Source organism: Candidatus Contubernalis alkalaceticus, from assembly GCF_022558445.1.
In the GTDB taxonomy this organism is placed as follows: Bacteria; Bacillota; Dethiobacteria; order SKNC01; family SKNC01; genus Contubernalis; species Contubernalis alkaliaceticus.
Window position 1 is genome coordinate 1465739 of record NZ_CP054699.1, and the last position, 25520, is coordinate 1491258.

At 40.2% G+C, this 25520-nt stretch carries 24 protein-coding genes; 20 read left to right on the forward strand and 4 right to left on the reverse strand.

Features of this window, described 5'->3' with window-relative positions:
* Positions 1 to 6: 6 nt before the first annotated feature.
* From mutL to glnA (HUE98_RS07195), 10 genes are all read left to right on the forward strand, one after another.
* Positions 7 to 1884 carry a DNA mismatch repair endonuclease MutL gene (gene mutL, locus HUE98_RS07150; protein WP_241423161.1) on the forward strand — a complete coding sequence of 626 codons (1878 nt, stop codon included), beginning with the start codon at positions 7 to 9 and terminating at the stop codon, positions 1882 to 1884.
* 42 nt (positions 1885 to 1926) lie between these two features.
* Positions 1927 to 2859 carry a tRNA (adenosine(37)-N6)-dimethylallyltransferase MiaA gene (miaA, locus tag HUE98_RS07155; RefSeq protein ID WP_241423162.1) on the forward strand — a complete coding sequence of 311 codons (933 nt, stop codon included), beginning with the start codon at positions 1927 to 1929 and terminating at the stop codon, positions 2857 to 2859.
* A 79-nt stretch (positions 2860 to 2938) separates the two neighbouring features.
* Positions 2939 to 3172 carry an RNA chaperone Hfq gene (gene hfq / locus HUE98_RS07160; RefSeq protein ID WP_241423163.1) on the forward strand — a complete coding sequence of 78 codons (234 nt, stop codon included), beginning with the start codon at positions 2939 to 2941 and terminating at the stop codon, positions 3170 to 3172.
* Positions 3173 to 3352: 180 nt separating this feature from the next.
* Positions 3353 to 4405, forward strand: a complete 1053-nt coding sequence (locus HUE98_RS07165) for an AAA family ATPase (RefSeq protein ID WP_241423164.1) — start codon at positions 3353 to 3355, stop codon at positions 4403 to 4405.
* On the forward strand, positions 4380 to 4997 hold the full coding sequence (locus HUE98_RS07170) for a GTPase domain-containing protein (RefSeq protein WP_241423165.1): 618 nt from the start codon (positions 4380 to 4382) through the stop codon (positions 4995 to 4997). The genes HUE98_RS07165 and HUE98_RS07170 overlap by 26 nt, the downstream gene beginning before the upstream one ends.
* Positions 4978 to 5559: a hypothetical protein gene (locus HUE98_RS07175; protein ID WP_241423166.1), complete on the forward strand. Its 582-nt coding sequence runs from the start codon at positions 4978 to 4980 to the stop codon at positions 5557 to 5559. The genes HUE98_RS07170 and HUE98_RS07175 overlap by 20 nt, the downstream gene beginning before the upstream one ends.
* Positions 5560 to 5748 carry a hypothetical protein gene (locus tag HUE98_RS07180; RefSeq protein ID WP_241423167.1) on the forward strand — a complete coding sequence of 63 codons (189 nt, stop codon included), beginning with the start codon at positions 5560 to 5562 and terminating at the stop codon, positions 5746 to 5748. It abuts the gene before it with no gap.
* 84 nt (positions 5749 to 5832) lie between these two features.
* Positions 5833 to 7062: a GTPase HflX gene (hflX, locus tag HUE98_RS07185; protein WP_407080305.1), complete on the forward strand. Its 1230-nt coding sequence runs from the start codon at positions 5833 to 5835 to the stop codon at positions 7060 to 7062.
* A 75-nt stretch (positions 7063 to 7137) separates the two neighbouring features.
* Complete coding sequence (locus HUE98_RS07190; RefSeq protein WP_241423169.1) at positions 7138 to 8430, forward strand: methionine gamma-lyase family protein; 1293 nt, start codon at positions 7138 to 7140, stop codon at positions 8428 to 8430.
* Positions 8431 to 8498: 68 nt separating this feature from the next.
* Positions 8499 to 9833, forward strand: a complete 1335-nt coding sequence (gene glnA, locus HUE98_RS07195; RefSeq protein WP_318036546.1) for a type I glutamate--ammonia ligase — start codon at positions 8499 to 8501, stop codon at positions 9831 to 9833.
* 192 nt (positions 9834 to 10025) lie between these two features.
* On the opposite strand, the gene lexA is transcribed toward glnA (HUE98_RS07195), so the two are convergent.
* Entirely contained in the window at positions 10026 to 10637 is a 612-nt protein-coding gene (lexA, locus tag HUE98_RS07200) for a transcriptional repressor LexA (RefSeq protein WP_241423171.1), read from the reverse strand.
* Between the two features lie 183 nt (positions 10638 to 10820).
* Here lexA and HUE98_RS07205 point away from each other — a divergent pair, with 183 nt between their 5' ends.
* The 3 genes from HUE98_RS07205 to HUE98_RS07215 all read left to right on the forward strand — a co-directional run bounded on the left by HUE98_RS07205 (position 10821) and on the right by HUE98_RS07215 (position 13018).
* On the forward strand, positions 10821 to 11150 hold the full coding sequence (locus HUE98_RS07205) for a LysM peptidoglycan-binding domain-containing protein (protein WP_241423172.1): 330 nt from the start codon (positions 10821 to 10823) through the stop codon (positions 11148 to 11150).
* A gap of 79 nt (positions 11151 to 11229) precedes the next feature.
* The gene (locus HUE98_RS07210) at positions 11230 to 11439 is read left to right on the forward strand and encodes a hypothetical protein (RefSeq protein ID WP_241423173.1); all 210 of its coding nucleotides are present in this window, start codon (positions 11230 to 11232) and stop codon (positions 11437 to 11439) included.
* Between the two features lie 88 nt (positions 11440 to 11527).
* Entirely contained in the window at positions 11528 to 13018 is a 1491-nt protein-coding gene (locus HUE98_RS07215) for an HD domain-containing protein (RefSeq protein WP_241423174.1), read from the forward strand.
* A gap of 3 nt (positions 13019 to 13021) precedes the next feature.
* Here the strand turns inward: HUE98_RS07215 and carA are convergent, their stop codons facing one another.
* A complete protein-coding gene (gene carA / locus HUE98_RS07220; RefSeq protein ID WP_241423175.1) occupies positions 13022 to 14110 on the reverse strand; it encodes a glutamine-hydrolyzing carbamoyl-phosphate synthase small subunit in 1089 nt (362 codons plus the stop codon).
* A 443-nt stretch (positions 14111 to 14553) separates the two neighbouring features.
* Here carA and HUE98_RS07225 point away from each other — a divergent pair, with 443 nt between their 5' ends.
* The 4 genes from HUE98_RS07225 (at position 14554) to HUE98_RS07240 (ending at position 18500) form a co-directional block, all read left to right on the forward strand.
* Complete coding sequence (locus HUE98_RS07225) at positions 14554 to 15138, forward strand: ANTAR domain-containing response regulator (RefSeq protein WP_241423176.1); 585 nt, start codon at positions 14554 to 14556, stop codon at positions 15136 to 15138.
* Positions 15139 to 15318: 180 nt separating this feature from the next.
* Entirely contained in the window at positions 15319 to 16650 is a 1332-nt protein-coding gene (glnA, locus tag HUE98_RS07230; RefSeq protein WP_241423177.1) for a type I glutamate--ammonia ligase, read from the forward strand.
* A gap of 245 nt (positions 16651 to 16895) precedes the next feature.
* Positions 16896 to 18131 carry an ammonium transporter gene (locus HUE98_RS07235; RefSeq protein WP_241423178.1) on the forward strand — a complete coding sequence of 412 codons (1236 nt, stop codon included), beginning with the start codon at positions 16896 to 16898 and terminating at the stop codon, positions 18129 to 18131.
* A 30-nt stretch (positions 18132 to 18161) separates the two neighbouring features.
* Positions 18162 to 18500 (forward strand): P-II family nitrogen regulator, encoded by a 339-nt coding sequence (locus tag HUE98_RS07240; protein WP_241423179.1) that lies wholly within the window; start codon positions 18162 to 18164, stop codon positions 18498 to 18500.
* 266 nt (positions 18501 to 18766) lie between these two features.
* Here HUE98_RS07240 and HUE98_RS07245 read toward each other — a convergent pair whose 3' ends face one another.
* Together HUE98_RS07245 and HUE98_RS07250 are read right to left on the reverse strand one after the other, a co-directional pair.
* Positions 18767 to 20437 carry an IS1634 family transposase gene (locus HUE98_RS07245; protein ID WP_241420383.1) on the reverse strand — a complete coding sequence of 557 codons (1671 nt, stop codon included), beginning with the start codon at positions 20435 to 20437 and terminating at the stop codon, positions 18767 to 18769.
* Positions 20438 to 20639: 202 nt separating this feature from the next.
* The gene (locus HUE98_RS07250) at positions 20640 to 22049 is read right to left on the reverse strand and encodes an aspartate aminotransferase family protein (RefSeq protein ID WP_241423180.1); all 1410 of its coding nucleotides are present in this window, start codon (positions 22047 to 22049) and stop codon (positions 20640 to 20642) included.
* 236 nt (positions 22050 to 22285) lie between these two features.
* On the opposite strand from HUE98_RS07250, the gene HUE98_RS07255 reads away from it, so the two are divergent.
* From HUE98_RS07255 to HUE98_RS07265, 3 genes are all read left to right on the forward strand, one after another.
* Positions 22286 to 22462 carry a DUF1540 domain-containing protein gene (locus HUE98_RS07255; protein WP_241423181.1) on the forward strand — a complete coding sequence of 59 codons (177 nt, stop codon included), beginning with the start codon at positions 22286 to 22288 and terminating at the stop codon, positions 22460 to 22462.
* 268 nt (positions 22463 to 22730) lie between these two features.
* Positions 22731 to 24668, forward strand: a complete 1938-nt coding sequence (locus HUE98_RS07260; RefSeq protein ID WP_241423182.1) for an aconitate hydratase — start codon at positions 22731 to 22733, stop codon at positions 24666 to 24668.
* Between the two features lie 199 nt (positions 24669 to 24867).
* Positions 24868 to 25509 carry an alpha/beta hydrolase gene (locus HUE98_RS07265; protein ID WP_241423183.1) on the forward strand — a complete coding sequence of 214 codons (642 nt, stop codon included), beginning with the start codon at positions 24868 to 24870 and terminating at the stop codon, positions 25507 to 25509.
* Positions 25510 to 25520 lie beyond the last annotated feature (11 nt).

A 25520-nucleotide genomic window follows, 5' to 3' on the forward strand; every position in this document is an offset into this window, starting at 1 on the left:
GGAAAAATGGCCGGCATTATTATTTTGGACCCGGAAACGGTGAACCAAATCGCAGCAGGGGAGGTTATTGAAAGGCCTGCCTCTGTAATCAAAGAACTGGTGGAAAACTCCATTGATGCTTCTGCTGAGAAAATAGATATTGAGGTTAAAGAAGGTGGACTATCCTTCATAAGGATTGTGGACAACGGAACCGGAATGTCCCGTCAGGATACCCTCCTGGCCCTGGAAAGGCATGCCACCAGCAAGATAAAAAGGGCAGAAGATTTACAGCGCATACAAACATTGGGGTTCAGGGGGGAAGCCCTTTCCAGTATTGCTGCTGTTTCCCGAATGCGCCTTCGGACCCGTCTTGAGGGCGAGCTTTCCGCCACAGAAATAAAAGTTGTCGGGGGAGAGGTTTCCGGGTTATCTGAGAAAGGATGTCCCGTAGGGACTGAAGTTCAGGTGGAGGACCTTTTTTTTAACACTCCTGCCCGGAGGAAGTTTTTAAAAAAACCGTCGCTGGAGACAGGAAGGATAACGGACCTGGTGAACAGGATGGCCTTGTCTTATCCTACCATTTCTTTTTCTTTGGCCATAGATGGCCGTCAGGTTTTAAAAACCCGGGGAAGTGGAGACCTTCTGGAGATTATAGCTCAAGTCTACGGCAGGGAAAAAGCCCGGCAGTTTATTCCAGTGGATTTTACACAGAACAGTCTAAAAATCAACGGATATACGGGAAAACCTTCTCTCTGCCGTTCCAATCGCGGTCAGCAGACTTTTTTTATAAACAATCGGTATATAAAAAGCATTGTAATAAGCCGGGCTCTTGAAGAAGCCTATGGGACACTGCTTTTAAAGAATTTTTATCCTTCAGCAGTGCTTTTTATTACTGTGGAACCTGACAAAGTCGATGTTAATGTACATCCCGGAAAAGCAGAGGTGCGTTTTGCCGATGAAAAGGAAATACATAGTTTGATATTTGAGTCCATTAAAGATTCCCTGAAAAAGCATACTCTCATCCCGGAAGTCTCTTTGTCAAAAAAAACAAAAGAAAAAAATTATAAACAGGTATCCTTTTTCTTGGAAGGGGTAAATACTACAAATCAGGAGTCTTCTTGTAAACCATACCATAAAGTCAGCATGATAGAGGATATGGATAAAATTCCTTCAGAAAAGAGAATTACCAATACTGCCAATACCTGTAATCATGAATCTGCCCATGAACAAATTCGCAGCCAAAACCATGATTCAAGCGTTACCCGTGATGAAAAGGCAGTTCTATTATTTGAGGGTAGGAAAGTTGATAATCACGAAATAATCGGTGAACAATTAATTCAAGAAATAAAAGTGCTGGGCCAGTTTCTAGGGACTTATATTCTGGTACAGAGAGAACAGGATCTGCTGTTGGTGGATCAGCATGCCGCCCATGAACGAATCCTTTATGAGAAATTAAAAGGGCAGTTTCAGCGGGAGATAAGGGTACAAGAAGTAATTCCCAGGGTGTTAGAACTAGAGGCAGGTACCGAAACCATGTCAGAAGAGATTCGGGATTTCTGCAGGGAGCTAAATTTTGAAGTAGATATTTTTGGCAGTGGTTCCTTGGTGCTGCGGGGGGTCCCCAACTTTATTAAGGATATTTATAGCTTGAGTTTTGTGGAAGACCTTATCAGTTCTTTTTTAAGTGGGGGAAATAATCAGGAAAAAGCCAAAGAGGAATCTATAATCATGATGGCTTGTAAGGCAGCCTGTAAGGCTAACATGAAAATGACTATAGAGGGAATGAAAGCTTTGGTGGAAGACCTGTTTAAAACTGAATTGCCCTATACCTGTCCTCATGGAAGGCCCACTATGATTGTGTTGACCCAGGACGAATTGGAAAAGAATTTTAAACGCCGACTTTAAAGTTTTAAAGGTAATGATTAATTCAATCGGGGGTATTGTATTTTGTTATATCCACTGCTTTGTATTGTAGGTCCTACGGCGGTAGGCAAGACCACAATTTCTGTAGAAACTGCTTTAAAAATCCGGGGGGAAATCATATCCGGTGACTCTATGCAGGTTTACCGCTATATGGATATCGGGACAGCAAAACCTTCATTAAAGGAGAGAAGAGGGGTCCCCCACCATCTGGTGGATATTCTTTTACCCCATGAGCCCTTTAGTGTCGCTGATTTTCAAAGTGAGGCCTTTAAGCTGATTCCGCAGATTTTTTCCCGAAATAGACTTCCTATTTTAGCGGGAGGGACAGGTTTGTATTTAAAAGCCATCGTTGATCAATATAACTTTGGTGAAATCAGTGCAAATTGGGAATTACGGGAAAAACTAAGAGAACAGGCCAATTCACTGGGTAATCAACATTTATATCGGAAGTTAAGAATAGTGGATCCCAAAAGTGCTGAAAAAATTCACCCTAATGACCTGAAAAGGATTATAAGGGCCCTGGAGGTATTTTTAACTACTGGAAGACCCATTTCCAGTTTTAATGAATTAGCTCCTGAAAAAAGGTTTCCTTTAAAACCCTTGATTATTGGATTAACTATGAATCGCAGCAGATTGTATAATAGAATTAATTTGAGGGTTGAACAGATGATGGCCGGGGGGTTGGAGCAGGAAGTCAGAGATTTACTGAAACGTGGTTACAGCCCTCAACTGGTGTCTATGCAGGGTTTAGGCTATAGACATATGATTAATTTTTTGAAGGAGCGGTATACTAAAGAAGAAGCAGTTGAGCTGTTAAAAAGAGATACCCGGCGTTTTGCCAAGAGACAGCTGACTTTATTTAAGCGCAATGATAAAATAGTTTGGATTGATTTGGATAAATATTTAGAGCAGGATGAAATAGTAGAAAAAATATGTTATTTTGGCAGGAATATCTAATAGTGGCATAGAATTTATTGTTTAAGTACTCTAAGTACTCAAAGTAATCTTCCAAGAAAAAGAATGGAGGCGATGGACTGTGAACAAGGGACCTGTAAATTTACAGGATAATTTTTTGAATCAAGCAAGAAGAGAAAATATGTTTCTAACCGTTTTTTTGGTAAACGGATATCAAATAAAGGGGATTGTAAAAAGTTTCGATAATTTTACCATTCTTCTTGAGGTGGAAAGCAAACAACAGCTGGTTTACAAACATGCTGTTTCAACTATCATTCCTCTAAAAAATATTAATGTCAACCCCCAGGAGGATTAACCTCCTATTAGGATTATAACTCTTTATAAAAGAAAAATTTTCTGTGAATAAGGAAAGGTTATTTAAATTGAATATACATAACACTTAAAGGAGGCTTTGAGAGACGCCTCCTTTTTGTTGTTACTATTTTTAATATCAATGCGTATAATGTAATAGTGATTAACTTTTGGAGTGAAAAATATGAATTTTACAAAAGGCTCAAACACATCTGGTGCACCTAAGAATAAAGGAAAAAACAAACATCTGCCAAAAAAAATAATGTTTCGGGGCCTGGAAAGTGGAGAAATCTCAGCAGGCCAGGTACTACGTTATATGAAAGATTATGATAGTCAACTGAGAAATGGAAGCCAGGAAAATTCCACAGAGAATATTGCAAACATTGCCATCATTCTGCAGCAGTTGGATCAGTTAATTGGACTACAGCGGGTTAAAACATTAGTAAAAGAAGCAGAGGCTTATATTGAAATTCAGCGACGTCGACAATTTTACAACTTGAACAATGAATCCCTGGTATTGCATATGATTTTTACCGGAAATCCTGGGACCGGAAAAACAACTGTTGCACGAATTTTGGGGGAACTGTTTAAAGAGATGAAAGTGCTCCCCCAGGGTCATTTAGTGGAAGTAGAGAGGGCGGATTTGGTTGGGGAATACATAGGACACACCGCCCAAAGAACCAGGGAACAAATAAAAAAAGCCATTGGGGGGATCCTTTTTGTGGATGAGGCTTATTCCCTGGCCCGGGGAGGACAAAAAGACTTTGGGAAGGAAGCCATTGATACTATGGTAAAAGCCATGGAGGATTACAAGACAGAGTTTATTTTAATTTTGGCGGGATATCCTCGGGAAATGGCGCATTTCCTGACGGTGAATCCAGGGTTGAAGTCCCGTTTCCCTATACATTTAGATTTTCCAGATTACAGTCAGGAAGAATTATTGGCGATTGCAGAATTGATGTTAAAAAACAGACAATACCGTTTGTCAGGCGAAGCCCGTGTGTTTTTAAAAGGCTTGCTGGACAAGAAAGACCGGAAGAATAATTTCAGCAATGCTCGGTTTATGAGGAATTTAATAGAACAATCTATACGAAGGCAGGCCCTTAGGTTAGTGCGCAAAAAAGAAACTACCCGGGACGAACTGATGTTAATTGCCAGAGAGGATATACGGTTGGAAATAGAGGAGGAGGTTGTTGGGGAGGAGTTGACCTTTGAAAAATTGTTTGGTGATTGGTAAACCTAATGTAGGAAAGACTCTTTTTGTAATAAATTTTGCCATATATTTGGGCTTAAAAAAAATAAAATTTACTTTTGTGGATAGTTTGGGACGGCAGCATAACCGGGATTATACAAAAGAAATGGCCAAAAAATATTTGACCGGTGTTAAACCTCATCACACCCGTTGTCTTCAAAAAATTACCATAAAACTGGCAGAAGGCAAGGGGAAAAAAAATTTGATATTAACAGACAGCACCGGATTGAAAGATGGTATCCATCCAAAGGCGGAAATCCGCAAGGCTATGGCTCAGACTCTTGAGTCTCTTTTAGAAGCTGATTTGATTTTACATATGGTAGACATTTCTAAAATGATTTATGCCAATCGTGAAAGCACTATCTTGGATATGGAATATATTGATCGGCAGATCATGGATTTAGGCCGGGAACGGAGCGGTTACCTTTTGCTTATTAATAAGATTGACCTGCTCCAGTCTTACCAAAACAGGGAAAAAATTAAACAACAATTTTCCGGTATCCCGGTTTTTTTAATTTCCTCTGTGACCGGCGAGGGTTTTCCGGAGGTGAAATCATATGTATGGAATAGTGTTTAGGGATTTTCTTTCCGTACTCTTTATTGGTATTACCATAAAATTTTTAGATGATATTATTGATGCTGAAATGGACAAAACTAACGGGAAGATAAACTGGTTTAACTACGTAGGGACAGGCATTCTCCCTTACATTTTTATTTTATTTAGCCTGGCGGTGATCTTTAATAAAAACTTAACAATCCCTTTATTTTTGTCTGCTTACGTAGTGGGTATGGGTAAAGAATATAGTTCAAGATATCTCCTGGGGATTGTCGGTTGGACAGAATCCTTAATTATTATTACTATAGTTGTGATTTTTTTTGGGTGGCAGAACGGATTGACTTCACTGGCCGTGCTTTTAGCTATTCAATTGGTGGATGACCTTATAGATCATTCCCGGGACCGGGAGACCGGAGAAAAAAACTTTGTCACTCTTTGGGGCTCAGGGGAGGTTATAATCATCTGCGGAATACTTATTATGGCGGCTTTGTTTTATTCAGCTTATAAGCTGTTTCTAGTGATGTTGGCATATCTGGTAATCACTATTTTTTTAGATAAAACCCCATGGAAAGAGGCAATTTAAATGAAAGTTACCACATTAATACTTTTTATTATGATTGTTTTTTTGTTCGGTTATGCCCTGGGAAGAAGAATTGGATTAAATGAGGGCAGAACTCAGATGGAAAAAATGCTTCCCCTGTTCCTAAAAAAAGAAACCTTGGAAAATGGGACCTGTGTTATTTGTAATAGCAGGGTTGAAGATGATGCTTAAATTGAATTTAAAAAAATCTTATGTTAAAATTAACAAAAAGGTCAGAACTGGAAAGGAAGATATGACATAAAGGAAAAAGCGATTATCGCAGGAATACTACTGCCCGGAAGGGAAGAGTGGCATCTGGAAGCTTCTATGAGGGAGTTAGCCCAGCTGTCTGATACAGCTGGGGCGGAAGTGGTTTTTGAAGTGGTTCAAAAGCGCAGTAAACCTCACGCTTCTTACTATATTGGGAAAGGAAAGGCTGAGGAAATATCCCTCCTGGCAGAAGAAGTAAAAGCAGACATGTTAATTATAGATGATGAGTTAACTCCTTCTCAGGCCAAAAACCTGGAGGAGCTCCTGGAATTGAGAGTCATTGACCGGACAGCTTTGATTTTGGATATCTTCGCTCAGAGGGCCAGGACCAGAGAAGGGAAGCTGCAGGTGGAGCTGGCTCAGTTGAATTATCTCCTTCCCAGACTGACAGGGCATTACAGTGCATTGTCTCGGCTAGGGGGAGGAATTGGAACCCGGGGTCCCGGAGAAACCAAGCTGGAGGTTGATCGTCGAACCATTCGGCAGAAAATAAGCGATTTAAATAAGGAAATAGAATCCATAAAAAAACACCGTTCTCTGCAGAGAAGGTCCAGACAGAAAGTGCCTTTTCCGGTGATAGCTTTAGTAGGATATACCAATGCCGGCAAGTCCACACTGCTAAATGCCCTTACGGATTCTTCTGTTTTTACAGAAGATAAATTATTTGCCACTCTTGACCCCACTACCCGCAGAGTAAATATGACCGACAATCAGACAGTGCTTATAACGGATACTGTGGGATTTATTCAAAAACTTCCCACTCATCTGGTTGCTGCTTTTCGTGCCACCCTGGAAGAGGTCCAGGAGGCAGATGTTTTGATGCATGTAGTTGATTTGTCTCATCCACAGATGGAAGAACAGATGGAGGCGGTTCATAAAATCTTGATGGACCTGGAGGTAACAGAAAAGCGCTGCCTTTTAGTTTTTAACAAGATGGATTTGAATAATGATCCTTTCTTGATCAGAAGACTAAAAGCCGAATATCCTAACAGTGTGGCCATTTCCGCCGGTAGGAGAAAAAATCTAGAGGAATTAATGGATAAACTGTCGGAAATTCTCCGGGCTGACTGGGAAAGGTTCACTTTTACTATACCCTTTGAAGACAGCCGAACTATTGCCCTGCTCCATGAAAAGGGACAGGTAGTCAGTATGGATGTTCAGGGAGAAAACTATTTTGTTGAGGTTTTTTTGCAGGAAAAATGGGCCAACAAACTTAAGAAGTATACTCAGGGTTAGAAAAAACCGGCGGTAATTCTAGCGGATTTCACTATTATAGAAGGTGCCACAGTATAATATGGAGGATGGCAGTTTATGTCTTATTTATATAAAAAGTATTTTCAGTTGGACTCAAAGTTCCTAAAAAAAATAGAAAAGGCTGAAGAAAAAATTCAGCCTTCCATTAATCTAATAAAGGAAATTGTCTTAGACAACCAGGCCAAAGTACTCCGGGCTTTTAAAGAAAACAGAGTTAGCGAGTTTCACTTTGCAGGTTCCACTGGATACGGTTATCATGACATCGGACGTCAGGTGCTGGAAAATATTTATGCGGAAGCATTTAACGGGGAAGAAGCCCTGGTCAGGACCCATTTCGTTTCTGGGACCCATACCCTGTTTGTCTGCCTGGATGCCCTGTTATCCCCGGCAGAAACCCTTTTGTCGGCAGCAGGAGCACCCTATGATACCTTGCAGAAGGTTATTGGTATCAACACGTTACCCCAAAAAGGAACTTTAGCTGCAAAAGGGGTCAGCTACCGTCAGGTAGATTTGACTCCTGAAGGAAGGCTGGATTTTCAAGAGCTTGAAAGGGTTCTTAAAAAAATTAAGAGTGTTACTGTTGTCCTGCTTCAAAGATCCAGGGGATATGCATGGCGTCCCTCAGTTAGTCTGGCAGAAATAGAAAAGCTTTCAAATCTGATTAAAAAAATCAATCCAAACATAATTTATTTTGTAGATAATTGTTATGGAGAATTTGTTAATCCTGTGGAACCACTGGAAATAGGGGCAGACTTAATCGCCGGTTCATTAATAAAGAATCCCGGCGGGGGATTGGCTCCTGCGGGGGGATATGCGGTGGGGCGTAAAGATTTAATAGAATTGATTGCTGACCGCCTCACGGCCCCTGGACTTGGGAAAGAGGTGGGAGCCACATTAGCCCATAACCGGTCGCTTTTTCAGGGGCTTTTTTTGGCACCCCATGCAGTGGGGGAAGCTTTAAAAACTGCTATTTTTGCAGCGGCCTTGTTGGAGGAATATGGATTTGAGGTATCGCCAACCTTTGGTGAGGAAAGGGGAGATATAGTGCAGGCTGTCAGGTTTACTCAACCTGATTATTTGCTTTCTTTTTGCCAAGGAATTCAGAAACATTCACCGGTAGATTCCTATGTGCAGCCTCAACCGGCTAACATGGCGGGGTATGGGGATAAGGTGATCATGGCTGCAGGTACATTTATCCAGGGGGCTTCATTGGAGATGACTGCAGATGCCCCATACCGTTCTCCTTATACTGCCTATCTGCAGGGAGGACTCACTTTTGAGCATGGGAAAATTGCTTTAATTGGAGCGATTAAAGAGGTTTTAGAAACAATAAATAGAAATAAAGAGTGAACTATAAAAAAAAGAATTGAAAGCCAAGAATAAACAAAGAGATAATTTCTAACCGAAGGGGGAGTTTTCTGGTGTACAATAAAGATCAAATCTATGAATTGATTCAGCTTCATGATGTTAAATTTATTCGCCTGCAGTTTTCGGATATTTTAGGGACTATTAAAAACGTAGCTATTCCTGTGGAACAGTTGGGAAAGGCTCTGGACGGAGAGATGATGTTTGACGGTTCCTCCATTGAGGGATTTGTCAGGATTGAGGAATCGGATATGTATCTGAAACCGGATATAAATACTTTTGCCTTGTTTCCCTGGAAAAATCGGGAGGGGGCCGGAGCAGAAGCCCGCTTAATCTGTGATATTTATAACCACGATGGGTCTCCTTTTTCTGGTTGTCCCCGGAACACTCTAAAAAGAGTAATCGCGGAAGGGGAAGAAATGGGTTATACCATGAACTGCGGTCCTGAAGCAGAATTTTTTCTGTTTTTAAGGGATGAACACGGCCGGGGGACTACCCGGACCCATGACTGTGGAGGTTATTTTGATCTTCTGCCGGTTGATTTGGGAGAAACCGCCCGGCGGGATATGGTGTTAACTTTACAGCAGATGGGATTTGAGATTGAGGCCTCCCATCATGAAGTGGCCCCCAGCCAGCATGAGATTGCTTTTAAATATGCTGATGCTCTGACCACCGCAGACAATGTAACTTCTTTTAAATTGGTGGTAAGAACTATCGCTCTGAGTCATAATCTTCATGCTACCTTTATGCCAAAGCCCATATACGGCATCAATGGTTCTGGTATGCATACTCACCAGTCCTTATTTAAGGGGGATGAGAATGCTTTCTATGACCCTTCTGCTCCCAATCAGTTGAGTGAAACGGCCATTCATTATATCGGCGGATTGATTCAGCATGTTAAGGGTTTTACGGCTATAACTAACCCCCTGGTAAATTCATACAAGAGGTTGGTACCTGGTCATGAAGCGCCGGTTTATATTGCCTGGTCCCAGCGGAACAGAAGTCCACTTATTCGGGTCCCAGCCAGAAGGGGAACAGGTACCCGTATAGAAATTAGAAGCCCAGATCCCTCCTGTAACCCGTATCTGGCGCTGGCGGTAACCATGAAAGCCGGTTTGGATGGAATAAAAAATAAAATTATGCCACCGACACCTGTAGATGAAAACATTTATGAAATGTCTTTAGAAGAAAGAGTTGAAAAAGGAATTGAGAATCTACCGACCTGTCTCGTAGAAGCTCTAGATGAGCTGGAAAAGAACACCCTGATCAGAGAGGCTCTGGGAGAGCATATTTTTAATCGCTACATGAATGCAAAAAGAATTGAATGGGATCGTTATAGAAAGCAGGTACACAAGTGGGAAGTTCAGGAGTATCTGGCCATATTTTAATTATTTTTCCACAATATATTTATTTGAATGAACTCGTTTCAGCAAACTGAAACATCAAGGAATCAGGTGGAGACTCTACTCCACCTGATTAAAAGCCCTGCCTACGCTAATGCTTAGAGGTGGGGGTCTATACCCTAAAAAAAAAGATAAATACAAAATAGGCTGTTCTAATCTGAGACAGCCTATTTTTTGTTAAAACTTTCTAAACAGCCCGATTACTTTACCTAGTATTTCCAAATTGTCTACTATAATGGGTTCATAATAATCATTTTCCGGTTGGAGCCGAATACGGTCATTTTCCCGGTAAAAAGTCTTAACCGTGGCTTCATCATCAATCAGGGCAACAACAATATCCCCGTTTACAGCAGCAGCCTGCTGTCTAACGGTAATATAGTCGCCATCAAAAATTCCCGCATTGATCATGCTGTCCCCCTGCACACGGAGCATAAAGATGCTGTCTTCTTTTACAAAGTCTCTGGGTAGGGGGAAATATTGAATTATGTTTTCCTCTGCCAGAATAGGTTGGCCTGCCGTTACATTTCCTACAACCGGCACCGGGGAAATGTCCCGGGAGCATAAAAAGAAATTCTCCTCCAACAGCTCAATGGCCCTTGGTTTTGTTGGGTCTCTACGGATATATCCCTTCTTTTCCAATTGAGAAAGATGAGCATGAACGGTAGAACTGGAACTCAAGCCAACGGCCTTTCCGATTTCCCTAACGGAGGGAGGATAGCCCTTTACCTGAACTTCTTTCTTTATAAAATTTAGAATTTCCTCCTGACGATTGGTTAAAGGTTCAGTCATATTGTTATTCACCTCACATATATTTATAACATGTCTAAAACTACCAATAATTATAGCATAAAAACATACATTTGGCAAACGCAAGTTCGAAGAAATTTTACTAAACTGTTGACATGAACAAATGTTCTAGGTTATAATGTGTGCAAACGTAAGTTTGGTATCCAGGATAGGGGGAAAAATCAGGTGGGTTATCAATTTCCGGTGAAAAATGAAAAAGAAAATAAAAAAAATTTCATGAGGAAAAAGCTTTTATTTCTGATTGCTACAGCAGTCTTACTTTTGGGTTTTATATCTTTGGGTTTTATCTATAATGGAAGAGGACAGGCTGCAGCTGAGAAGGATGAATCTCTTTTAGTGGTGGAAGTGCAAAAGGGTGATACCATTTGGGGTATTGCTAAAAACCACAAGGAACCAGGAAAAGATATTAGATCCCTGGTTTTCGAAATCAGAAAAATTAACAGTTTAGACGATGCCTGTATTTACCCAGGACAGGAATTAATCATACCTAAATGATCAATACGCATAAAAAAATTTAACAATAACAATAATAATATATTAACAAATCAATTTTAAAAAATAAGGAGTTTTGAAGATGTGCTTACAGGGTTTTGAAAGGTTTCCTACTCTGGCTTTACAGCCTAACCTGGTACCGGAATCAGAAGAACCTGGTGATTTTGGCCACTATTCATTCTTTGCTGAAATTACTGAAGATGTAGAACTTCCGGGTCAGACCCAAGGAATAATGGATATACAGTCAATACAAGACTGGTTTCCTGCAGTAGAAGAAGAACCATGTCTTTAATCCCCTGAAAACAGGGGATTATTTTTTTCAACTTGATATATAATATAAAGTAACTACTCAAGGGTAAGAAGGTTGGTAGGTGATAATTATGGAAAAAAAAATCTTGGAAATAATTAATAACCTGGCAGAACAGGCCCGGCTTAAGGTTTATATTACGGGAGGTTATATTAGAGCACTGTTATTGAACCATTCGGTGGAAGTAATAGATATTGATTTTCTGGTAACCGGTGGACCGGTTGAGCCCTTTGTTGAGAAAGCAGCAAAGTCATTACAAAGTTCTCTGGTAGAATTGGATAAAAATTTTGGAATTTACCGGGTTGTGATAAAACAGGAAAAGAAAAATTACAAAATATTAGATTTTACAAGTCTTAAGGGCAGGAATTTAGTTGAGGACTTGAAGCGAAGAGACTTTACAGTGAACAGTTTGGCTTTGCATTTGGGGGACTATTTACAAAAATCTTCTTCATGGCAGCATTGTTTAATTGATATAAATGGCGGACTGGAAGATTTAAAGGAAAAAAAAATAAGGATGGTTTCTCCTAAGGCTTTTCAAGAGGACCCTTCTCGTTTGATTCGGGGTATAAGGTTGTGTGCATCCCTGGGTTTTAATTTGGATGGGCAGACCCAGTATAAGATGTTACATTCCCGGAAACTTCTGAAAGAAGTTTCCGGAGAAAGAATAAGAGATGAACTGTGGAAAATATTTGATTTAGACGTTTCCTACCCCTGGGTCAAATTTATGGAAGAAACGTTAGGTTTCCTCAGTGTATTGTTTCCTGAAGTTAGTCTGATGAAGACTACGGAACAAAATTTTTTTCATGGGGAAGAGGTATGGAGTCACTGCCTTCACACTTTTAAGAGTATTGAGCAAAACATTGTATCCCCACCCTTTTCATCGGAACTGGCTATGTTAATTAACCAACACATGAAACAGGAACTGGTTTTCCCTCGGAAAAGAAAACAACTTTTAAAGTTTTTTGCTCTGTTTCATGATGTAGGTAAAATAAAGACTAAAAAAGTTTTGGATTCGGGAAGAATTGTTTTTCACCGCCACGAAGTGGAGGGGATTCCTATTTTGGAAAATTACAGCGGAGTCTTGAAATTGAGCAGTAAGGAAAGGAGAATTTTGAGCAGCCTTACCAGAAATCATATGCATCCTCTTTTTCTTCAAGTGGCCAAAAATGTTTCTCCCAGGGCCTTTTATAAACTATTTAATAAATGTGGCGAGGAAACGGTTGAAGTGTTGATGCATTCTTTATCAGATTTTATTGCTAAGAGAGAGGCTAAAGGTAATTTTCAGGAAATAAAGTTTTACCAGGAATTTATTCATGAAACCTTTGAAAAATATTTTTTTAAAAGGGAAATATTTGTTTCTCCACCGGACATTATTAGTGGAGAGGAAATTATGGAGTATCTCAAACTACATCCTTCACCAGGGGTAGGTTATTTATTGGCAAAAGTGAAGGAAGCCCAATCTGATGGGAAGGTAAAAAACAGGAGAGAAGCCTTAAATCTGGCTTCTCAAATAGTAAAAACAGATACCTATCGAAAACGGTTTCATTTGGGAAAAGGCCGGTAATTATTACCCGACCTTTTGTTTGTCAAGAATCAAATCTAAGAATTCTTTAAATATCTCAATGGAATCATAGGGTCCCGGGCTTCCCTCCGGGTGAAACTGAACGGAAAAAAGGGGAAGTTCTTTGTGCCTCATTCCTTCCACTGTATGATCGTTAAGGTTGATATGGGAAATGTCTATCGGTAAATTCTCGATACTTTTCTTTTTGAGAGCATATCCGTGATTTTGTGAAGTGATAAATACTTTTTCTGTTTTTAAATCTTTTACTGGATGGTTAGTTCCCCGGTGTCCAAATTTTAACTTATACGTATCTCCCCCCAGAGATAACCCCAACACCTGATGACCCAGGCATATGCCGAATATGGGCAGCTTCCCTAAAAGACTTTTTACGGTGCCAGCCACGTAGGGCACTTTTTTTGGGTCTCCGGGTCCGTTGGAAAGCAGCAGTCCGTCAGGTTTAATAGCCAGAATTTCATCCGGGCCGGTTTTGGCGGGAAGGACCGTAATTCTGCAGCCTTTCTCTTGTAAGGATTGAATGATACTGGATTTGCAGCCCAGATCCAAAAGAGCCACATGAGGTCCGTTTCCGTGGATCTCATAGGATTGCTTTGTGGTAGCTGTCATCACATGATCCATATCGGAGAGGCTGGGAACTTTCTTAGCCTTATCTATTAATGACTGGTCAGTTTCCTCCTCCACAGTTGATATGATACCCCTCATGGTTCCTTGATTACGAAGGTGTTTGGTCAAAGCCCGGGTATCTATTCCGGATAGGCCGATAATATTTTGCTGTTTTAAATAGTCGGAAATGTTATAATCAGCCTGCCAGTGGTTGGGATAATCACAATATTCACGAACAATCAGTCCTTTAATTAATGAATTCTTGGATTGAAAATCAAAGGGATTAATGCCGTAGTTTCCAATTAAAGGATAGGTTAAAACAACAATTTGTCCGCAATAAGAAGGATCAGACATGATTTCCTGGTATCCGGTCATTCCCGTGTTAAAAACTACTTCGCCGCCCTTTTCTCCCTGGCAGCCAAAACTCTCACCATAAAAAATTCTGCCGTCTTCTAAAACTAACCTGGCTTTCATAAGTTCCCCTCCCATACTAAAAAATCCTCAACCCCGATAGGTTTAGGATAGTTAAATGACAGCCGGATATAACCGTTACTGTTAACCCTTCTCAGCCTCTCGGGACTGGTTTAAAGGTGGTGCCATACATTTTTACAATAGTAACATATAAAAAAAAATAAATCAAAGGTTGTCTTGCCCTTCTTTCGGGCAAAAATGAGAGCAATTTCAATATAAGAAAAGGTATTTCAAGAAATGAAAAGTATTTATCAATTTTAGATGTTTTCGCAATGCAAAAACATGTTTTAAATAGTAAAAATTGTGTTGACTTACGCTGTCCACCTGTTGTAAAATTAGTTTAATAAAAAATGCACAAGCACAAAGAAGTAACTAAGGGCAAGGTAGCCTATAGGGATGCCTTGAGATATTTTTCAAGGCAGTTTTACATTCTGGGGGGTGAAGAATTGGATACATATAGGATTTTTTTAGCCGGGGCTTCCGAGGATTTAAATAAAATTATACCCGTAATTAATTCAACAGGACACAAAGTGATAGGACTATCATTAAATAGTTCAGAGAGCTTAAGACAGATAAAAAGTATTGAACCTGATTTGGTGATTATCGATATTTCAGAACATGCGGGGGATTTTATAGATTTAGCTCACATCATTTCGGAAGATGGTTATCCAGTGTTCTTAATGATTGATTATCCTCAGAGGGATAAAATTAGTAAAATGACGGAAAATGGTTTTTCTCCATTTATTATTAAACCTATAAATGAGGAGGTGTTGCCATTCGTTATCGACATAACAGTAAATTCATCAAAAAATATACAACGTTTGGAAAGGGAAGTAAAGAGGTTAAAGAAAGAGTTGGTAGATCGTAAGGTGATAGAAAAAGCGAAGGGGATTCTTATGAATACCACGGGACTGTCTGAAAGAGAAGCTTTCAGGCGAATACAAAAGCAGAGTATGAACAAGAGGGTTTCCATGAGAAAGGTTTCTGAAGCCATAATTATGGCAGCGGAAATGGAAGAAAGAATAACTTAAAACAGCCATTATAATATAATTAAATACCAGAACAATGAAGTTCTAATACCACAGGCAAAGGCGCCCGAAACCAGCGTTAAGTTTACGTTCTGGTTAAGGCGTTTTATTTATTTGGCGGGTAACCATCAGGGTTGATGGCCCTGAAAATTGCCCAGCCGCAAAAAAAGGGAGGATTTACTTATGAAAGCTAAAACCAAAGAAGATGTTTTGAAGATCGCGGATGAACTAAATGTAAAGTTTATCAGACTGCAGTTTACTGATATTTTCGGAGTGCAGAAAAATGTTGCTATCCCTTCTGTACAGTTAGAAAAAGCATTGGATGGGGAATTAATGTTTGACGGTTCTTCTATTGAAGGTTTTGTAAGGATTGAAGAGTCTGATATGTATTTAAAACCAGATCCCACAACTTTTACCCTATTTCCCTGGAGGCCCAAGGAAGGGGCTGTAGCTCGTTTAATCTGTGATGTTTATAATCCCGACGGAACCCCCTTTGCTGGCTGCCCCCGATGTAATTTACAGAGGGTTTTGAAAGAGGCTTCAGCTAAAGGGTTTGATCTGAATGCTGGTCCAGAAGCGGAATTCTTTCTTTTCCTGAAGGACGCCGAGGGCCGTCCCACAGTAAATACTCATGATTCAGGCGGATATTTTGATATGTCCCCGGTAGACCTGGCGGAAAATGCCCGGAGGGAAATGGTGCTGACCTTACAGGATATGGGGTTTGAAATAGAAGCCTCTCATCACGAAGTGGCAGAAGGACAACATGAGATAGATTTTAAATATGATGAAGCGTTAATTACAGCAGACCATCTGGTAACCTTTAAATTTGTGGTCAGGACAGTAGCATATCGTCATGGACTGCATGCTACTTTTATGCCGAAGCCAATCTTTGGAATTAATGGCTCTGGAATGCACACACACATGTCGCTGTTTAAAGGGGGAACTAACATATTCTATGATGAAAGTGCCCCACAGCAGTTGAGTAAAGAAGCTCTTTACTATATTGGCGGACTGCTGAAGCATGCCCGAGCTTTTACAGCAGTTACCAATCCTACTATTAACTCTTATAAGAGACTTGTCCCCGGCTACGAGGCACCTGTTTACCTGGCCTGGTCGGAACGGAACCGCAGCCCTCTCATCAGGGTTCCTGCCAGGAGAGGTGAAGGTACTCGGGTAGAATTGCGGAGTCCCGATCCCTCCTGCAACCCGTATCTGGCCCTGGCGGTTATGTTGAAAGCCGGTATGGACGGAATTAACAACAAAATAGAGCCTCCGGCATCTGTAGAGAGAAATATTTATAACCTTACGCCTCAGGATCTGGTTGAATTAGGGATAGACAGTCTGCCTGGCAGCCTGTCGGAAGCCCTGGATGAACTGGAAAAAGATACGGTGATCCAGGAGGCTTTAGGAGAACATATTTACGAACGTTTTGTTACTGCCAAAAGAATAGAATATAAGCAGTTTTCCATGGCCGTTCATCCCTGGGAATTAGATGCTTATTTGGCTAAGTTTTAACTGTTAGCTTTATAAAAAGCCTTTTTTGAAAAAGAAAAGAACAGTTAGCCAAATACTGACTGTTCTTTTCTTATAATTTTTCACATTTATATTGTTCTAACTAAGAGCAGAACAAAGGGAGGTGATTTATACCATCTATTTTTACGAAGAAGTAAATTGAAGCAAAGACGCTTCCTCTAAGGTATATAAAAGACATTTTTAACTAAGTGAAAGAACTATATCAAATTACCAGAGGAGGTAAGCAAATGGATCAGATTATGATTATTGATACAGTGTGGGTATTGTTGGCAGCTTTTTTAGTTTTTCTAATGCAGGTAGGTTTTGCAATGGTAGAGATTGGTTTTACCCGGGCAAAAAACTCTTTGAACATTTTGATGAAAAATGTTATTGATGTTTGCACCGGTGCAGTTGTATATTTTATGGTAGGGTTTGGCATTATGTTTGGTGATTCCATAGGTGGTTTCATTGGAAGCAATGGATTCTTTCTTTCCGGAGCCCAGGGATTTGACTTTGGAGTGCCTACCCTGGCATTCTGGGTATTTCAGGCGGTATTTGCTGCAACAGCTGCAACCATAGTTTCGGGAGCAGTTGCGGAAAGGATGAAATTTTCCGCTTATATTCTTTCTACTATTCTCATGACTGCCCTGGTTTATCCCATTGTAGGTCACTGGGTATGGGGCGACGGTTGGCTTGGGGAGTTAGGATTCCTAGATTTTGCCGGTTCAACGGTGGTGCACTCTGTAGGTGCCTTTGCAGCCATGGTGGGTGCTTACATGGTGGGTCCCAGAACTGGAAAATACACTGGAAAGCAGGTTAATGCGATCCCGGGCCATAACATCCCACTAGGTGGATTTGGTGTATTTATTCTCTGGTTTGGTTGGTTTGGTTTTAACGGTGGAAGCACAATTGCTGCTTCTGATCCCGGCCTGATTTCCAGCATTATTGTGGTAACTTTACTGGGGGGTGCCGCTGGAGCTGTTGGAGCAATGATCTTTACTTGGATTCGTTATGGGAAACCGGACCCCAGTTTGATTTTAAATGGAATCCTGGCTGGATTAGTAGGTATTACTGCTGGAGCAGACGTTTTTAATCCGGTGGGTGCAATGATTGTAGGATTTTGTGCCAGCATTGTGATGATCCTGGCGGTTGAATTGTTTGACAAGGTGATAAGAATTGATGATCCTGTAGGTGCAATATCTGTTCACGGTGCGGCAGGAGCTTTTGGAACCATCTGTGTTGGATTGTTTGCGGTAGGTGAAGGTTTGTTCTATGGTGGGGGAGTGTCTCTCCTTATTGCTCAAGTTATTGGTGTGGCTGCAGTTTTTGCCTGGACGGTGGTAGTGGTGGGAACTGGTTACTTTATTATCAGTAAGATTGTTGGTGGAATCAGGGTTACTCCGGAAGAGGAAAAAGAAGGCCTGGATATTGGGGAACATGGCATGCGTGCTTACAACATAGTGGTTGGAAATAAAGCCAGTTAAGAGACTATTTAGATTAAGGAGGTGCAGATAATGAAAAAAGTGGAGGCTATTATTAGGCCAGAGACGTTTGAATTGGTTAAGGATGCTTTGACCCGACAGGGGTTAGCCAGTATGACAGTAACCCATGTGACCGGCTGCGGATTACAGGGAGGTAAGACTGAATATTATCGGGGAAGCAAATATACTGTTAATCTTCTGCCAAAAGTAAAAATTGAGCTGGTAGTTCAAAATGAAAACGTAGATACATTAGTAAATTTGATTGTAGAAACAGCACGGACCGGTCAAATAGGGGACGGTAAGATTTTTATATATGATATGCAGGATGCTGTCCGAATCAGAACCGGTGAAAAGGGAGAAACAGCAATATAAAAAAACAGGTTACCGAAAAGTAACCTGCTGCATTGGGAAAAATAATAAATAAAAAAAATAGAAAGTTTAAAGAAAAACGTTAAAAACAATAATTACTAAAAATAACCGATGAGCAGCTGTCCCGGTCAAGGCCGGAGGCAGCTGTTTTTATCATCTACTTTCCACAAAAGTCATATCTTTAATAAGTTTTTAGACGAATGTTTAAACCGAAGTTCAACCCGATAACTTAAATTGCTCCCATGTATAGCTGTTTTTTAAAAAAAATTCTATACTACATTTGGCACTTCCACTTTTTTAATTTTGTAAGCATTGAGAATTTTTTTATGTTCTTTTTGTACTGTAGTGATCGAATACTTCTTTTTGCTGTCAGTCAGGTTAATGTCAAGTAAGCTAATTTGGCTTAGCTGTCTTAATATTTTCCGAGAAGACTTATTAAGCTTTTTATCCATGGCAATATACTCAATAGCAGTAGTTATAAAATAGGCCAATACGCAGATATATACATGCCCCTCAACTCTTACTTTTTTACGATGATTAACAGGTCTGATGTCTAGATCATTTTTGATTACTTTAAAGGCGTTTTCTACCCTGTTTAAATTTTTATATGTGTTTATAAGCTTTTCATCACTGTAATCTTTTTTATTGGATTGAATTACGAAAGTGCCATCCAACTTCTCATCGCTTTGTATTTTTGCTGTTTTTAGCTCATAGTGAATTTCAAAACCCAGATTGTTCTTTTTACTGTCAACAGTTTTTACACTGAAATATTTGCGGGTAGAGTTTAGCTTTAAGATAAGCCCCACTCTTTTCATGGCTTCATCCCGAGTGCTGATATTTTTGTTTTTACCCAGGCTACTATTTAGCTTATCTAACTCTTCTTTAATGGCTTCAATACAAAATGTGCGATATTTTTGGTCGTCTTCCCGTTTCTGAGTATTAAGACATAACAAAAGCCTTTGGTTCTCTGCCGAAGGAAGAAATACGGCATAAAGGTCCTTTTTGATTTTTCTCATTTCTTTTTCATCAATGAAAGTATTTTGAATAAATTTCTTGGTCCAGGCCCGGGGGATGGCCATAACATACTTTTGATTAAGCTGTTCAATTGCATCGACATTATCAGCAGTTAACATCCCTCGATCACCGACAAAAACAATCTCGTCTATGGGGTATTTTTCCTTCAGTTCGGATAAAACCTCTGTAACGGTTGTTTTGTCTACTCTATTTCCCGGATAGACCTTGCATTTAATGGGAAATCCATCAGAGGTGGTGACAAGTCCAATCACAATTTGCTTTCTATCTCTGCGTTTATCTCTGGAATAGCCATACTCAGCTATGATACACTTACATCCCTCAAAATAGCTGCTGGTTATATCGTAATAAAGTTCTTTATCGTCCTGATTAAACTTTTTAACCGCTGTATCATATAGATACTGTTCTACTATGCTGAAGTTTCCCTGAAGAATTTCTAGGCTGCGGTATAAACTCTGTAAATCTACTTTTTCTATATCCAGAAAATGCTTAAGCGGTGTCAGTGGCAACCATTCTAAAAGGGCCAATTTACTGTCCGGCTGTATAATCCTCTGGAATAGCATAGCCTTAATATACCTGATTGCAGTAGGAACGGTTATATGAGGGTCCGATGAAACAAATTTGGAACTAAAATGCTCCAATAAATCTAGTTGTTTAATTAAAGAATCGATAAGAAAAAAATTACCATAAGGAACAGCTGTTGAAAAATCAACCTTATCTATATTGGTGAAAGAATCGAAATCACGAGAAAAGGCGATCTTAAGCCTTTTGGCCGTGTCCTGGTCTACACTACCAAAGTAGAGTAGACGTCGATGTTTAATCTTTCCCTGTTCCCGGTAAGACTCTACTAATTCAGCGTAATAATAGGTCTTCCCGTCTTTTTTACGGGGAGTTATCTTAACAAACACTCGGCATTCCCCCTTAAATAGTCTATACTACTATTATAAGGGATAATGCCTCGTATATCAAGAATTATTTGGATATATCACCAATAAATATGTCCAATAGTCTACACTACATTGCCTGGGTAAATCAGCTAAAATAGGCTATTTTCAATTTCTAATTATGCTTTAGGTTGAACTTCGGTTTAAAAAATGTAGTAAAAGAAGATTACTTGCCGGTGATAGACTTCAATATATGCTTTGAACCCCGTATAAGACTTTTTGAACTCTTGGAAGCCAGGCTCAAAAATCCTTTATTTTTTGTCAAGACTTTTTCTAAAGAATCCAGCATGTAATCAATCTGCTCATAAGATATATTCAGAGGTGGTTCCAGTCTGATTACATTGGGGTTATTTAGAGTATAGGCAACAATTATGTTATATCGATTTAAAAGCTCTCCAGTGATTAAAGCTCCGGTGAAATCTTTGGACAGGTTCTTAACTAGACCTCCAGAGATTTTATTAAGGGTACCTTCCGCAGAATTAAGCTCTACACCGATTAGTAGACCTCGGCCCCGTACATCCTTCACTAAATCATATTTATTTTTAAAGCCTTCTAGTTTTTCTAAAATATATACTCCTTTTTCTTGAGCCTGCTGAGCCAGTCCTTCTTCCTCAATGACTTCTAGAGCAGCGAGACAGGAAGCCATTGCCCAGGTGTTTCCACCAAAGGTGGTGGTGTGGATAAGACATTTATCAATAGAACCGTATGCTTTCTGCCAGATAAGATCTGTAGTAATCATAGCTCCTACGGGCATGATGCCGCCTCCTAAGGATTTGGCCAGGCAGAGGATATCAGGGACAACTCCCTCTTCTTCAAAGGCAAACATTTTTCCGGTTCTTCCCATTCCTGTTTGGATTTCATCCAGTATTAACAAGGTGTTATAACGGTCACAGATTTCCCGGACCTTTTTCAGGTAGCCCTGGGGTGGAATGATAATTCCTCCTTCTCCCTGTATAGGCTCTACCATAAAGGCTGCTACTTGTCTATCCTTTAAACTGTCTTCCAGGATTTCTGTGCTGCCAAAAGGAATTTTACAGCCCCAGTTCAGCAGGGGATAAAAAGCTTCCTTATATTTTTCCCTTCCAGAAAAGGACAGGGAACCCAGGGTCTTTCCGTGGAAAGAGGCATCACAGTAAATAATTTTTTCTCGGCAGGTTGAGGCCTTTGCCAGCTTAACGGCTGCTTCTACTGCTTCCGCTCCACTGTTGCAGAAGAACGATCTCTGCAGTTCTCCTGGAGTAATTTGAGCCAGGTTGTGGGCCAGGGCACCGGCCAGTGGGTTAAAGGAGGCCTGCATTAGATTTGGCAGTTCCTTCACTTTATCCATAGCTTCGATAACCTTAGGATGATTATGACCTATGTTTAAAGAACCATAACCTCCCAAGAAATCTAAATATTCATTTCCCTGTTCATCCCACAGTGAGGAGCCTTTAGCCTTTACATAGCGGCGGTATAGATCTACAAGGCTTAAATAGTCTACCAGCCCTGAGTTCATATACTTCTTATGGTTTTCCAGGTTTTCTGAATAATTCAGCCCAATGGCCTCATCCAGTTTTATTTTTTTATAGTTTGACATGGGACAAACCTCACTTTTTTAATATTCAATAATTCCATCTTAGCAGATTTTTACAAACAAAGTCAAGATTTTGAGAGAACTTCATAAAAAGCAAATGATTTAATTATATTCTTTTACTTGGATATAACATAAGTTAGAAGATAGATAATAATTGACAAAACTCTTTGGTATAATAGTTATCCTTTGTAGGGAATGCTATAAAAAATAATTCTTAATAAAAGGAGGTTTTTATTAAGGTGAGATTAGAAAAAGGACAAAATCCCATTTCCCGTGTGAAGTGTGTGGTTAATACCTGTGGTTTTTATGAGTCTGGAGATCATTGTTTAGCCAGCGAAATTGAAATTCAACCACGCAATGCCAGCGATACAGAAGAAACAGATTGCGCAACATTTTATCCTAAACACGAAAGTTAAATAATAAAAAAAAATCTTGAAAAATATGAAAACCCGTTCCCACGGGTTTTCAATTTTTTATTGTTTATGCAGGAAAGATAGTTTTCCAAATTGAATTAAGTAAGTTAAAGATTTATCAATTGGATTTAACAGGCAAAGCTTTTTTATCTTGTTTAATTTAGGTTTTTTTGATATAAATTTATATATAATGGAATTAAAAAATAAATAGGTTAATTTAAGAACTGGATATAAAAACAAGGGGAAAAACAAGGAGGCATTTATTGAACTTATGGAGAAAAATATTGTTCAAAAAATAGTAGGTAGTCACCTGGTTTCGGGAATCATGGAAAAAGGTAAAGAAATGGCAATCACCATAGACCAGACTTTAACTCAGGATGCCACAGGGACCATGGCCTATCTGCAGTTTGAGGCCTTAGGGATTCCAAAAGTTAAAACTAAACGGTCGGTCAGCTATATCGACCATAATACTCTGCAGGCCAGCTTTGAAAATGCCGATGATCATCTCTTTTTGCAGAGCATTGCCGCTCGATACGGGATTCACTTTTCTAGGCCTGGTAACGGTATCTGTCACCAGGTACATTTAGAAAGGTTTGGGGTGCCAGGACAAACTCTCTTAGGGTCTGACAGCCATACCCCTACTGCCGGTGGACTGGGTATGATGGCTATGGGGGCCGGTGGACTGGATGTAGCCGTAGCTATGGGCGGCGGGCCATTTTATCTCAGCATGCCGGAGGTAATAAAAATTCACCTGACTGGAACACTTCCTCCTTGGGTGGGGGCAAAAGATGTGATATTAGAGGTTTTAAGAAGGCTTTCCGTTAAAGGTGGGGTTGGTAAAGTATTTGAATATGGCGGAGAAGGAGTAACCTCTCTAACGGTACCCGAAAGAGCCACCATAACCAACATGGGTGCGGAACTGGGAGCTACCACTTCAATATTTCCCAGTGACGAAATTACTAAAAGATTTTTGGAGGCTCAAGATAGAAGTGACGTATGGGTAGAGCTTAAAGCTGATGCAGGGGCAAAATACGACCAGGAAATCATAATAAACTTGTCGGAATTGGAACCCCTGGCTGCCTGTCCTCACAGTCCTGATGCGGTAAGGCCCATCGTTGAGCTTTCTGAAATAAAAGTAAATCAGGTGGCCATAGGCAGCTGTACCAATTCTTCTTATGCTGATCTTATTCAGGCAGCCTGTATTTTAAAAGGAAAGATAGTTCATCCCGATGTGAGCCTGGTGATTGCCCCTGGTTCCAGGCAGGTTTATCAAATGCTGGCCCAGGAGGGAGCGTTGGCAGATTTATTAGACTCCGGGGCCAGGATTTTAGAGTCAGCCTGTGGCCCGTGTATTGGCATGGGACAAGCGCCTCCCACGGGGAGTGTTTCTGTCAGAACCTTTAACCGAAACTTTAAAGGAAGAAGCGGAACGGCAGATGCCGATATTTATCTTGTTGGACCTGAAACTGCAGCCGCTTCGGCTCTTACTGGCTTGATAACGGACCCCAGAGATTTAGGTGAATTTAAGAGGGTTGAAATTCCGTTAAAGTTTATCATTGATGATCGTATGATTATTCCTCCCTCAAAGACACCTGAGGAGATAGAAATTATTCGGGGGCCTAATATTCAACCCCTTCCCTTGAAGGAATCCCTGCAGAGTCCGTTAACTGGGGAGGTACTTTTGAAAACTGGGGATAATATTACTACCGATGATATTATGCCGGCGGGAGCAAAAATATTGCCCCTGAGGTCCAATATTCCTGCTATTGCTGAGTATGTATTCAACGGGCTGGATTCAGGATTTCCCGAGAGAGCCCGGGAAAAGAACGGAGGCTTTATTGTCGGAGGGGAAAACTATGGTCAGGGCTCCAGCCGAGAGCATGCAGCTCTAGCCCCCATGTATCTAGGAGTTAAGTCGGTGGTGGCCAAATCCTTTGCACGAATTCATCATACCAACCTGGTAAACTTTGGAATACTGCCATTAATATTTGAAGATATGGAAGATTACGTAAAAATACGGCAGGGAGATCGACTGGTGGTGGAAGACATTAATCGGGAAGGGTTGTCCAAGGGACAGTTGGAGATTAGAAACCTGGAAAGAGATGAGACCTACAGCGTGAATCACAACTTAAGCCCGCGTTTTATAGAAATTATTTTGGCCGGAGGCCTTTTGAATTATACCCGGAACCAGGCTGAAAAAAACGTATAAAGGGAGACTTTTGAGAGGCAAATTATGTCCTACTATATTCCTAATAGAAGCCGGCTTAGGGCCGGTTTCTTTGTACCCTTTTATAGTAGATTGCAGAGGACATTTTAAAAAAGCATGTAATAATGCGGGATTTATACTAATGGATTTAATGTGATTATAGTTTTCTTTTTATAAGGAACCACATTAAGGAGGATGTCGTGTGAAATTTAACAAATTGAATATTCATGGAAGCAGAGGTTTTCCGTTGAGAAATACCTTGTTTTCCCCGGGAAGCGGTAAAAAAGGACTTGCCCTTTTATTTCCTGGGGCCGGTTATACTTGTGATATGCCGGCCTTGTATTACAGCCGTAGTATTCTTTTGTCTCAAAAATATGATGTTTTATCTTTAGAATACAGTTTTCAAAATCAGGGGGAGATGTTTGATCCGGATCGGATTCAGGAGGTGCTGGAGGACGGAGAAAAAGTTATGGATTCCATTGAAAAATTAGGGTATTCGGAATTTATTTTGGTGGGCAAATCTCTGGGAACCAGGGTTTTAACGCATCTTTTGAGCCAACGTAAGTTGCTGGATAGAGCAAAAGCGGTTTATCTTACCCCGGTTTTTTCCAGAGTTTTTAATGATGCCACAGCTGGGGTGAAACAAGAAGTTTTTATGGTCATCGGTACAAAAGATCCCTTTTACAGTCCTGAATTAATTCAAGATTTAAAATCTCAAAAGGATTTTCAACTGTTGGTGTTGGAGGGAACGGATCACGGGTTAGAGATTCCTGGAGATTGTATAGGTTCTATCCTAAGGATGAAAACCCTATGTTTAGAGATGGTGAAATTTTTCAACAAATAGATATAGTTGGT

Coding starts and splice junctions, on each gene's coding strand:
- mutL (WP_241423161.1), top strand. CDS start 7: ATGGCCGGCATTATTATTTTGGACCCGGAAACGGTGAACCAAATCGCA.
- HUE98_RS07165 (WP_241423164.1), top strand. CDS start 3,353: ATGAATTTTACAAAAGGCTCAAACACATCTGGTGCACCTAAGAATAAA.
- HUE98_RS07175 (WP_241423166.1), top strand. CDS start 4,978: ATGTATGGAATAGTGTTTAGGGATTTTCTTTCCGTACTCTTTATTGGT.
- HUE98_RS07180 (WP_241423167.1), top strand. CDS start 5,560: ATGAAAGTTACCACATTAATACTTTTTATTATGATTGTTTTTTTGTTC.
- HUE98_RS07190 (WP_241423169.1), top strand. CDS start 7,138: ATGTCTTATTTATATAAAAAGTATTTTCAGTTGGACTCAAAGTTCCTA.
- lexA (WP_241423171.1), bottom strand. CDS start 10,637: ATGACTGAACCTTTAACCAATCGTCAGGAGGAAATTCTAAATTTTATA.
- HUE98_RS07210 (WP_241423173.1), top strand. CDS start 11,230: ATGTGCTTACAGGGTTTTGAAAGGTTTCCTACTCTGGCTTTACAGCCT.
- HUE98_RS07215 (WP_241423174.1), top strand. CDS start 11,528: ATGGAAAAAAAAATCTTGGAAATAATTAATAACCTGGCAGAACAGGCC.
- carA (WP_241423175.1), bottom strand. CDS start 14,110: ATGAAAGCCAGGTTAGTTTTAGAAGACGGCAGAATTTTTTATGGTGAG.
- glnA (WP_241423177.1), top strand. CDS start 15,319: ATGAAAGCTAAAACCAAAGAAGATGTTTTGAAGATCGCGGATGAACTA.
- HUE98_RS07235 (WP_241423178.1), top strand. CDS start 16,896: ATGGATCAGATTATGATTATTGATACAGTGTGGGTATTGTTGGCAGCT.
- HUE98_RS07240 (WP_241423179.1), top strand. CDS start 18,162: ATGAAAAAAGTGGAGGCTATTATTAGGCCAGAGACGTTTGAATTGGTT.
- HUE98_RS07250 (WP_241423180.1), bottom strand. CDS start 22,049: ATGTCAAACTATAAAAAAATAAAACTGGATGAGGCCATTGGGCTGAAT.
- HUE98_RS07260 (WP_241423182.1), top strand. CDS start 22,731: ATGGAGAAAAATATTGTTCAAAAAATAGTAGGTAGTCACCTGGTTTCG.